8 protein-coding genes are annotated in these 10,356 nt (G+C 71.1%); 5 read left to right on the top strand and 3 right to left on the bottom strand.

Going from position 1 to position 10,356, the window contains the following annotated elements; genetic code table 11:
- Nucleotides 1-148: 148 nt before the first annotated feature.
- The gene (argF, locus tag E2651_RS35925; protein ID WP_135335455.1) at nucleotides 149-1,147 is read left to right on the top strand and encodes an ornithine carbamoyltransferase; all 999 of its coding nucleotides are present in this window, start codon (nucleotides 149-151) and stop codon (nucleotides 1,145-1,147) included.
- A 186-nt stretch (nucleotides 1,148-1,333) separates the two neighbouring features.
- Nucleotides 1,334-2,806 carry an amino acid permease gene (locus tag E2651_RS35915; RefSeq protein WP_135335454.1) on the top strand — a complete coding sequence of 491 codons (1,473 nt, stop codon included), beginning with the start codon at nucleotides 1,334-1,336 and terminating at the stop codon, nucleotides 2,804-2,806.
- Here E2651_RS35915 and E2651_RS35910 read toward each other — a convergent pair.
- Nucleotides 2,787-3,263: an ATP-binding protein gene (locus tag E2651_RS35910; protein WP_135335453.1), complete on the bottom strand. Its 477-nt coding sequence runs from the start codon at nucleotides 3,261-3,263 to the stop codon at nucleotides 2,787-2,789. The two genes, E2651_RS35915 and E2651_RS35910, sit on opposite strands and share 20 nt — an antisense overlap.
- 227 nt (nucleotides 3,264-3,490) lie before the next feature.
- On the opposite strand from E2651_RS35910, the gene E2651_RS35905 reads away from it, so the two are divergent.
- Nucleotides 3,491-4,318 carry an enoyl-CoA hydratase family protein gene (locus E2651_RS35905; protein WP_135335452.1) on the top strand — a complete coding sequence of 276 codons (828 nt, stop codon included), beginning with the start codon at nucleotides 3,491-3,493 and terminating at the stop codon, nucleotides 4,316-4,318.
- Entirely contained in the window at nucleotides 4,318-6,615 is a 2,298-nt protein-coding gene (locus tag E2651_RS35900) for a bifunctional salicylyl-CoA 5-hydroxylase/oxidoreductase (RefSeq protein WP_135335451.1), read from the top strand. The genes E2651_RS35905 and E2651_RS35900 overlap by 1 nt, the downstream gene beginning before the upstream one ends.
- Here E2651_RS35900 and E2651_RS35895 read toward each other — a convergent pair.
- Entirely contained in the window at nucleotides 6,598-7,428 is an 831-nt protein-coding gene (locus E2651_RS35895; protein WP_135335450.1) for a PaaX family transcriptional regulator C-terminal domain-containing protein, read from the bottom strand. The genes E2651_RS35900 and E2651_RS35895 overlap by 18 nt on opposite strands.
- A gap of 4 nt (nucleotides 7,429-7,432) precedes the next feature.
- Nucleotides 7,433-9,073, bottom strand: a complete 1,641-nt coding sequence (locus E2651_RS35890; RefSeq protein WP_135335449.1) for an AMP-binding protein — start codon at nucleotides 9,071-9,073, stop codon at nucleotides 7,433-7,435.
- Nucleotides 9,074-9,188: 115 nt separating this feature from the next.
- On the opposite strand from E2651_RS35890, the gene E2651_RS35885 reads away from it, so the two are divergent.
- Nucleotides 9,189-10,349, top strand: a complete 1,161-nt coding sequence (locus E2651_RS35885) for an acyl-CoA dehydrogenase family protein (protein WP_135335448.1) — start codon at nucleotides 9,189-9,191, stop codon at nucleotides 10,347-10,349.
- The last annotated feature ends 7 nt before the right edge of the window (nucleotides 10,350-10,356 follow it).

The following is a 10,356-nucleotide window of genomic DNA, read 5'->3' as shown; positions in this document are numbered from 1 at the left end:
CCGCATAGACCCCCACATAGACCCCCACAGAGACCCCCACAGAGACCCCGCATAGAGCTCGCATAGACCCCGCATAGTGCCTGTATAGAAATGTGGAGCGTCGTATAGACTTCCAATGTCCCCGTACTCGTACCCCTGGAGCGCCCCCATGGCCATCGACCTCACCGGCCGCCACTTCCTCAAGGAGCTGGACTTCACCGCCGAGGAGTTCCGCGGCCTGATCGAGCTGGCCGCCGAGCTGAAGGCGGCCAAGAAGGCGGGGACCGAGATCCAGTGCCTGCGCGGCAAGAACATCGCGCTGATCTTCGAGAAGACCTCGACCCGCACGCGCTGTTCCTTCGAGGTCGCCGCCGCCGACCAGGGCGCCTCCACCACGTACCTCGACCCATCGGGCTCCCAGATCGGGCACAAGGAGTCGGTCAAGGACACCGCCCGGGTGCTCGGCCGGATGTTCGACGGCATCGAGTACCGCGGTGACAGCCAGGACTCCGTCGAGGAGCTCGCCGCCTACGCGGGCGTGCCCGTCTGGAACGGCCTGACCGACGACTGGCACCCCACCCAGATGCTCGCCGACGTGCTCACGATGACCGAGCACAGCGCCAAGCCCCTCACCGAGATCGCCTTCGCCTACCTCGGTGACGCCCGCTTCAACATGGGCAACTCCTACCTCGTCACCGGCGCCCTGCTCGGCATGGACGTACGTATCGTCGCGCCGAAGGCCTACTGGCCCGCCGACGAGATCGTCGCCCGCGCCCGTCAGCTCGCCGAGACCAGCGGTGCCAGGATCACGCTCAGCGAGGACGTCGCCGAGGGCGTCGCGGGCGCCGACTTCGTCGTGACCGACGTCTGGGTCTCCATGGGCGAGCCCAAGGAGGTCTGGGACGAGCGCATAACGGCACTGGCTCCGTACGCCGTGACGATGGACGTCCTGCGTGCCACGGGCAACGCCGACGTGAAGTTCCTGCACTGCCTGCCCGCCTACCACGACCTGGGCACGAAGGTCGGCCGCGAGATCCACGAGCGGCACGGTCTAAGCTCTCTCGAGGTCACCGACGAGGTCTTCGAGTCGGCGCACTCCGTCGTCTTCGACGAGGCGGAGAACCGGCTCCACACGATCAAGGCGATCCTCGTCGCCACGCTGGCCTGATCCGCCACTCGTACGACCAGCCCGATCAGCCCGATCAGCCCGATCAGCCCGATCAGCCCGACCAGGCCGACCAGCCCGACCAGCTCCACTCGCTCCTTCAGTGGGGCCGGGGAACACCATCCCCCGGCCCCACTTTTCGCGGCCCACCCCCGCCGCGCTCAGCACCACCGAAATGAGAACCACCGCATGCGCTCGACCGGCCCGGCAGGGCTCCGCATCAAGTCCCCCGAACTTCTCGTCGCCGAATCGGGCGCGGACCTGGAGGGGCACGGTCTGAAGCGGACCATGGGCCTGTTCCAGCTGGTCTGCTTCGGTGTCGGCGCCATCGTCGGCACCGGCATCTTCGTCGGCCTCTCCGACAGCGTCGCCGAGGCGGGCCCCGCGGTCGCCGTCTCGTATGTCCTCGCGGCCGTGACCTGCATCTTCACCGCCTTCTCGTTCGCGGAGCTGGGTGGCGCGATCCCGGTCTCCGGAAGCTCGTACTCCTTCGCGTACGGCTCGCTCGGCGAACGCACCGCGTTCCTCGTCGGCTGGTGTCTGCTCCTGGAGTACGGCGTCTCCGTCTCGGCCGTGGCGGTCGGCTGGAGCCAGTACCTGAACGAGCTGCTCGACAGCCTCACCGGCTGGCAGCTGCCCGACGCGCTCTCCGCCGGACCGGGCGAGGGCGGCGTCGTGAACCTGCCCGCCATCGTCGTGATCCTGCTCGCCGCGACACTGCTCGTGCGCGGCATCCGCGAGAGCGCGGGGGCGACGGCCGCGATGGCCGTGCTCAAGATCGGCATCCTGCTGCTCTTCCTGGCGATCGCGTTCACCGCGTTCAAGGCCGGCAACCTCACGCCCTTCGCGGGCGCCGGGGCCGCCGGCGTCACCTCGGGCGCCTCGCTCGCCTTCTTCTCCTTCATCGGCTTCGACGCGATCACCACGGCGGGCGAAGAGGTCAAGAACCCGCGGCGGAACATCCCGATCGCGATCATGATCTGCATCGGTGTCGTCACCCTGCTGTACGTCGCCGTGGCGCTCGGGGCGATCGGCGCGCTCGGCGGCGACACGGTCGCCGGCAAGCCCGCCGCGCTCTCGCTGGTCGTCGACCACGTCACCGACTCGGCCGTCGGCGGCGGCATCATCGCCTTCGGCGCGGTCGTCGCGATCGCGTCCGTCGTACTCGCCGTGATGTACGGGCAGACCCGCATCCTGATGTCGATGTCCCGGGACGGGCTCGTCCCGGGCGTCTTCGAGCGCGTCTCGCCGAAGACCTCGACGCCGGTCGCCAACACCTGGATCGTCGCGGCGGTCTTCGCCGTCCCCGCCGCCTTCTCGTCGCTGGACGCGGTGGTGAACCTGACGACGATCGGCACGCTGGCGATCATGATCGTGGTGAATGTCGCGGTGATCGCGCTGCGTCGCTCGGCCCCCGGTTTGAAGCGCACCTTCCGGGTGCCGCTGTACCCCGTGAGCCCGGTGCTCGGCGTGGGCTTCTGCCTCTATCTGATCTGGGGCACGGGCTGGACGACGTGGGTGCAGTTCGCCGTCTTCCTCGTGGTGGGCGCTCTGGTGTACGCGCTGTACGGCCGCGGGCACTCGCGGCTCGGCAGGGCGGCAGCGCAGGCCGAGGCCGATGCCGAGACCGGGGCCGAGGTGGCTACGCCGCAGGCAGTGTGAACCAGACCGCCTTGCCGGAGTCGGTGGGGCGGTGACCGCAGGACGAGCTGAGGGTGCGGATCAGGAGCAGTCCGCGCCCGTGCTCCTGCCAGGGGTCGGGCTCCGAGGTCGGCGCGGGGTCCGTGAGGTTGCCGGGCGGCAGCGGGTTGGAGTCGTGCACCTCGACCTGGCAGCCGCTCGGCAGCAGCTCGATGACGAGCTCTATGGGCTCTTCCCCCGCCGTGTGCTCCACCGCGTTGGCCACCAGCTCCGCCGTGAGCAGCTCCGCGGTGTCGGTGTCGGCGGCCGACTCGATCTCCGTGAGAGCCGTACGCACCAGCGCGCGGGCGATCGGCACGGCTGCCGCGGTGTGCGGCAGTGCGATGCGCCACGAGGCGGGAGCGGGAGGTTCGTGCAAGGCGGGTGGTCCGTTCAGGCAGCAGGAGATCCTGCTTTCAACCGTACGAATCTTAAGCATTATGTCGACAGGGTCGTCGGTCGGGCATATCCGGGACGTCCGACCCTGGGGTTCTCCAAGTGAAAAGACGCGCATATCGGGATTTTCGTTCCCAATGAGGTGTGTGGGACGGCTCACGGGTGATGCGTCGGCGGCCCCTCTATCGCGCACTCATGACGACAGTCACGGATCGGTGATAAATTCGAAGGGCAGCGAACTCCAGCCCCAGGCCGAGGAGGCCGCACCTGATGAGTCCCTTCACCGGCTCCGCGCCCCGCACCCCCGACTGGCAGCATCTGCGGTACGAGGTCGACGACGGGGTCGCCACGGTCACGCTCGCCCGCCCCGACAAACTCAACGCACTCACCTTCGGCGCCTACGCCGACCTGCGCGACCTTCTCGCCGAGCTGTCCCGCGATAAATCCGTGCGCGCCCTGATCCTCGGGGGAGAGGGCCGGGGCTTCTGCTCGGGCGGTGACGTCGACGAGATCATCGGCGCGACCCTCGCCATGGACACCGCGCAGCTGCTCGACTTCAACCGCATGACGGGGCAGGTCGTGCGCGCGATCCGCGAGTGCCCCTTCCCGGTGATCGCCGCCGTGCACGGGGTGGCCGCCGGTGCCGGTGCCGTCCTCGCGCTCGCCGCCGACTTCCGGGTGGCCGACCCCTCGGCACGGTTCTCCTTCCTCTTCACACGGGTGGGCCTGTCGGGCGGCGACATGGGCGCCGCCTACCTGCTGCCCCGCGTCGTCGGCCTCGGCCACGCGACGCGGCTCCTGATGCTGGGCGATCCCGTGCGCGCCCCCGAAGCCGAGCGGATCGGCCTGATCAGCGAGCTGACGGACGAGGGCAAGGCCGCCGAGGCCGCGCGGACCCTCGCCCGCCGCCTCGCCGACGGTCCTGCCCTCGCGTACGCGCAGACCAAGGCGCTGCTCACCTCGGAACTTGACATGCCTCTCGCGGCGGCCGTCGAGCTGGACGCGGCGACCCAGGCACTGCTCATGAACGGCGAGGACTACAAGGAATTCCACGCCGCCTTCACCGAGAAGCGGCCGCCGAAGTGGCAGGGGCGCTGATGATGCCCGAGCCCACGCGTGGTGCGGCACACCGCATCGGCGTCATCGGCGGTGGGCCCGGCGGGCTCTACGCCGCGGCGCTCCTCAAGCGGCTCGACCCGCGGCGCGAGATCACCGTCTGGGAGCGCAACGCCCCCGACGACACCTTCGGCTTCGGAGTCGTCCTCTCCGACGAGACGCTCGGCGGCATCGAGCACGCCGACCCCGTCGTGTACGCCGCGCTCCAGGCCGAGTTCGTCCGCTGGGACGACATCGACATCGTCCACCGCGGCAGCCGCCACACCTCCGGCGGGCACGGCTTCGCGGCCCTGGGCAGGCGCCGCCTCCTGGAGATACTGCACGAGCGGTGCCGCGACCTCGGCGTCGACCTGCGCTTTCGCTCCGACGCTCCGCCCGCCGCCGAGCTCTCGGCCGCGTACGACCTGGTGATCGCGGCCGACGGCGTGCACAGCCTCACCCGCGACGCGTACGCCGACGTCTTCGCGCCCAGCATCGAGACGCACCGCTGCCGCTACATCTGGCTCGCCGCCGACTTCGCCTTCGACGCCTTCCGCTTCGAGATCGCCGAGACCGAGTACGGCGTGATGCAGCTGCACGGCTACCCCTACGCGCCCGGCTCCTCCACCGTCATCGTCGAGATGCGCGAAGAGGTCTGGGAGGCGGCGGGGTTCGCGGAGCTCGACGAGCAGGAGTCCACCGAATGCTGCGCGAAGATCTTCGCCGACGCGCTCGGCGGGCGGCCCCTGCGCGGCAACAAGTCCGCCTGGACCACCTTCCGCACGGTCGTCAACAAGCGCTGGTCGCACGGCAATACGGTGCTCATCGGCGACGCCGCCCACACCGCCCACTTCTCCATCGGCTCCGGCACCAAGCTCGCCGTCGAGGACGCCCTCGCGCTCGCCGCCTGTCTGGAGGAGCAGCCCGACATCGCCGGGGCCCTCGCCGCGTACGAGACGGAGCGCCGCCCCGTCGTCGAGTCCACGCAGCGCGCCGCCCGCGCCAGCCTGGAGTGGTTCGAGCGGCTCCCCGACTATCTGGACCAGCCGCCACGGCAGTTCGCGTTCAACCTGCTCACCCGCAGCCGCCGCGTCACCCACGACAATCTGCGGCTGCGCGACGCCCACTTCACCGAGGCCGTCGAGCGCGACTTCGGCTGCCCCGATGGCACGCCGCCGATGTTCACGCCCTTCCGGCTGCGCGGCCTGACCCTGCGCAACCGCGTCGTCGTGTCGCCGATGGACATGTACTCCGCAGTGGACGGCGTCCCCGGCGACTTCCACCTCGTCCACCTGGGGGCAAGGGCCCTGGGCGGCGCGGGACTCGTCATGACCGAGATGGTGTGCGTCAGCGAGCGGGGCCGCATCACCCCGGGGTGCGCCGGGCTCTACACCGATGAACAGGCCGACGCCTGGCGGCGGATCACCGGCTTCGCGCACACGCAGGCGCCGGGCACCGCGATCGGCGTCCAGTTGGGCCACTCGGGCCGCAAGGGCTCGACGAAGCTGATGTGGGAAGGCATCGACGACCCCCTCGACGACGGCAACTGGCCGCTGGTGGCGCCTTCTTCACTCCCGTACAAGGAGAGCAGCCGGCGCCCGCACGAGCTGGACCGGGCCGGACTCGACGAGATCCGGGAGCAGTTCACGTCCGCCGCGCGGCGAGCGGAACGGTGCGGCTTCGACCTGCTCGAACTGCACTGCGCGCACGGCTATCTGCTGTCCGGCTTCCTCTCGCCGCTCACCAACCGGCGCACCGACGCGTACGGCGGCCCGCTCACGAACCGGCTGCGCTTCCCCCTCGAAGTCTTCGACGCCGTACGGGAGTTGTGGCCGGGCGACAAGCCGATGACCGTCCGGATCTCGGCCACCGACTGGGCCGACGGCGGCACCACGGCGGACGACGCGGTCGAGATCGCCCGCGCCTTCGCCGCGCACGGGGCCGACGCGATCGACGTCTCCACCGGCCAGGTCGTCTCCGACGAGCGCCCCGCGTACGGCCGCTCCTACCAGACCCCGTACGCCGACCGCATCCGCAACGAAACCGGCATCCCCGTCGTCACCGTCGGCGCCATCTCCTCCTGGGACGATGTCAACTCCCTGATCCTGGCGGGCCGTACGGACCTGTGCGCGCTCGCGCGGCCGCACCTGTACGACCCGCACTGGACGCTGCACGCGGCGGCCGAGCAGGGGTACGCGGGACCGGGCGTCAACTGGCCACTGCCCTACCGGGCGGGCAGCCGCCGCCCGCAGACCGGGCGTACGGACGGCCCCAAGCCCCGCCTAACGCTGGGGAGTTGAGGGGTCGGGGGTCGCGAACCGTGCCCCCGCCTCCCGCAGCCGCTCGTCGAGCGCCGCGAACACCTCCGCGGACCGCTCGCCCGGCCACCCGTCCGGCAGCAGCTCCGCCGGCAGGCCCGGATCGGCGTACGGCAGCCGGCGCCAGGAGTCCAGGGCGAGGAGATAGTCACGGTAGGCCGCGTCCGGGGGCGTGTCCGTGCGGCCCTGCCAGGAGCGGAGCACCGGCTCGTGCCGGTCGAGGAACGCCTCGTGCTGCTTGGCGATCGCCGCCAGGTCCCACCACCGGCCCACCGCTTCGGACGTCGCGGCGAAGCCCAGGTGCTCGCCGCGGAACAGGTCTACGTACGCGGCGAGTTGGAGGCGTTCCAGGGTGTGCCGGGTCTCTTCGTAGAGGTGTGCCGGGGCGATCCACACCCCCGGAGCGGCCGTCCCGAAGCCGAGCCCGGCCAGCCGGGAGCGCAGCACATGCCGCTTCTGGCGTTCCGACTCCGGTACGGAGAAGACGGCGAGCACCCAGCCGCCGCCCTGCCGCGCGGCCGGGGGATTCGCGTAGATGCGGCGGTCGCCGTCGTCCAGGAGCTGTCGCGCGTCGGGCGAGAGGGCGTACCCCGCGGCGCCCGCCGCGGTCCGCGCGGGGACCAGCAGGCCGCGCCGCTTGAGCCGCGACACGGACGAGCGCACGGACGGGGCGTCCACGCCGACGGGGGCGAGAAGCCTGACCAGCTCGGCGACGGGCACCGGGCCGGGGGCCGCACGCCCGTAGGCGCCGTAGAAGGTGACGATCAGGGACCGGGGAGTGTGCTGCTCGGACACGTGATCACTCTACGTGCCCGGGCTCCCGCAGCCGGAACCGCTGGAGCTTGCCCGTCGCCGTACGCGGAAGGGCGTCGAGGAAGACGATCTCGCGCGGACACTTGTACGGCACCAGCTCGCTCTTCACGAACGCGCGCAGCCGTTCGGGATCACGGGCCGTGCCCGCGCGCGGCACGACGTACGCCACGACGATCTGGCCGCGCAGCTCGTCGGGCCGCCCCACCACCGCCGTCTCCTGGACGTCCGGGTGCCGCATGAGCGCCTCTTCGACCTCCGGTCCGGCGATGTTGTACCCGGCGGAGATGATCATGTCGTCCGCGCGCGCGACGTACCGGAAGTAGCCGTCGGCGTCACGGACGTACGTGTCGCCGGTGACGTTCCAGCCATGACGTACGTACTGCAACTGCCGCTCGTCGCCCAGATACCGGCAGCCGACGGGCCCGCGCACGGCGAGAAGACCCGGCTCGCCGTCCGGCACCGGAGCCCCCGAATCGTCGACCACGCGCGCGTGCCACCCGGGCACGGGCCGCCCCGTGGTGCCGGGCCTGATCTCCTCGTCCGCGGCCGAGATGAAGATGTGCAGCAGCTCGGTGGCGCCGATGCCGTTGATGATGCGGTGCCCGGTGCGCTCGTGCCACGCCTGCCAGGTGGTGGCCGGCAGATTCTCCCCGGCGGAGACGCACCGGCGCAGCGTGGAGATGTCGCACGCGTCCGGCTTGCCCAGCTCGTCGAGCATCGTGCGGTACGCCGTCGGGGCGGTGAAGAGAACGGTGACACCGTGCTCGGCGATGGCGGGCAACAGCTGCTTGGGGCCCGCCTGTTCGAGCAGCAGCGACGAGGCGCCGACCCGCAGCGGGAAGATGACGAGGCCGCCGAGCCCGAAGGTGAAACCGAGCGGCGGGCTGCCCGCGAAGACGTCGTCGGGCCCCGGCTTCAGGACGTGCCGCGCGAAGGTGTCGGCGATGGCGAGCACATCGCGGTGGAAGTGCATGCACCCCTTGGGGCGCCCGGTGGTGCCGGAGGTGAAGGCGATGAGCGCGACGTCGTCGGCGGAGGTGTCGACCGGTTCGTACACATCGGGCTGCCGGCCGGCCCGCGCCAGCAGATCGTCGCTCCCCTCCCCGCCGAAGACGATGACGTTCAGGCCGGGAATCCCGGCCTTGATCAGATCGTCCACCGCACGGACGTCGCACAGCGCGTGGCTGACCTCGGCGATCTCGCACATCGTGGCCAGCTCCTGCGAGCGCTGCTGGGCCAGGACCGTCACCGCGACCGCGCCCGCCTTCATCACGGCGAGCCAACAGGCCGCGAGCCAGGGCGTGGTGGGCCCGCGCAGCAGGACGCGGTGTCCCGGCAACACGTCGAGCTCTTCCGTCAGTACGTGCGCGATCCGGTCGACGTTCCGCTGCAGCTCGCCGTACGTCCAGGCCTCACCGGACCCCGAACGGAACGCCGTACGCCCCGCGCCGAGCCGCTCCACCGTACGGTCCAGCAGCTCGGCGCCACAGTTGAGGCGCTGGGGGTAGTGCAGTTCGGGGCGGTCGTGGACGAACGCGGGCCACTGCGCCGGCGGAGGGAGGTGGTCGCGGGCGAAGGTGTCGATATGAGCCGATGGGTGGAGTCGGGGTGCACTCTTGGCGTCCACAGTGGGTCGCCCCCTTGCCGTTCGGATTGCCGTTCGGGCTTGTGGTGAGCTCGCACAACGAGCGTATCGTGATGGTGACGACAGTCAACGGTCCGCGATAGAGGAGGGGCCTGGCATGACGGCATTCTCGCTCAATCCAGAACAAATCGCCTGGTGTGCGGAGCTGCGCACGCTGGCCGATGAGCGGTTGCGGCCACTGGCGGAGAAGGGCGAGCCGGGCCATGTGAACCGTCCGCTGGTGGCGGCCCTTGGCGAACTGGGCCTGCTGGACGGCCTGTTCGGTGGGGGTGACGGTCCTGCGGGCGGCGGCGCCCTCGGCCTCTGCCTCCTCCGCGAGTCACTCGCCCACGCCTGCACGGAGGCGGAGACGGCGCTGGCCCTGCAGGGGCTCGGCGCGCATCCGGTGGCCGAGTACGGGTCGGCGGCCCAGCGGGAGCGGTGGCTCACGCCTGCCCGCGCCGGGCGGGCGGTGGCGGCGTTCGCGCTCTCGGAGCCGGGCGCGGGCTCGGACGCGGCGGCGCTGGCGCTGCGGGCGGAGCGGGACGGTTCCGCGGGGTCCGCCGGCTGGCGTCTTACGGGGGAGAAGTGCTGGATCTCGAACGCGCCCGAGGCCGACTTCTACACGGTCTTCGCCCGTACGACCCTGGACGCGGGGGCGCGCGGCGTCACCGCGTTCCTGGTCCCCGCCGACCGGGCGGGGCTGACGGGCACCCCTCTCGAGATGCTCTCCCCGCACCCGATCGGCGCCCTCGCCTTCGACGGCGTACGCGTCACGGCCGATGACCTGTTGGGCGAGCCGGACCGCGGCTTCCGCGTCGCCATGACGACGCTGAACCGCTTCCGCCCCAGCGTCGGCGCCTTCGCTGTCGGCATGGCGGGCGCGGCGCTGGACGCGGCGCTGGCTCATACGGCTGGGCGGGACGCGTTCGGCGGCAAGTTGAGTGACCTACAGGCGGTGTCGCATCAGGTCGCGGAGATGGCGACGCGGACGGAGGCGGCTCGGCTGATGGTGTACGCGGCTGCGGCGGCGTACGACAGGGGCGAGCCGGATGTGGCTCGCCGGGCGGCGATGGCGAAGCTGTTGGCCACGGAGACGGCGCAGTTCGTGGTGGACGCGGCGGTTCAGTTGCACGGGGCGTGCGCGTTGCGGCGCGGGCATCTGCTGGAACACCTGTATCGGGAGGTGCGGGCGCCGCGGATCTATGAGGGGGCGAGTGAGGTGCAGCGGGGGATTATCGCGAAGGATTTGTATGCGGGTGCGGCTACGAACGAGTGACTCTTCC

The organism is Streptomyces sp. MZ04 (genome assembly GCF_004684775.1).
Classification (GTDB): domain Bacteria; phylum Actinomycetota; class Actinomycetes; order Streptomycetales; family Streptomycetaceae; genus Streptomyces.
Note: the sequence above shows the minus strand (reverse complement) of the source record. Positions and strands in the feature narration are given on the sequence as shown.

What these genes read in the sequence shown, in the direction of transcription:
- argF (WP_135335455.1), top strand. Translation starts at nt 149, where the DNA reads ATGGCCATCGACCTCACCGGCCGCCACTTCCTCAAGGAGCTGGACTTC.
- E2651_RS35915 (WP_135335454.1), top strand. Translation starts at nt 1,334, where the DNA reads ATGCGCTCGACCGGCCCGGCAGGGCTCCGCATCAAGTCCCCCGAACTT.
- E2651_RS35910 (WP_135335453.1), bottom strand. Translation starts at nt 3,263, where the DNA reads ATGCTTAAGATTCGTACGGTTGAAAGCAGGATCTCCTGCTGCCTGAAC.
- E2651_RS35905 (WP_135335452.1), top strand. Translation starts at nt 3,491, where the DNA reads ATGAGTCCCTTCACCGGCTCCGCGCCCCGCACCCCCGACTGGCAGCAT.
- E2651_RS35900 (WP_135335451.1), top strand. Translation starts at nt 4,318, where the DNA reads ATGATGCCCGAGCCCACGCGTGGTGCGGCACACCGCATCGGCGTCATC.
- E2651_RS35885 (WP_135335448.1), top strand. Translation starts at nt 9,189, where the DNA reads ATGACGGCATTCTCGCTCAATCCAGAACAAATCGCCTGGTGTGCGGAG.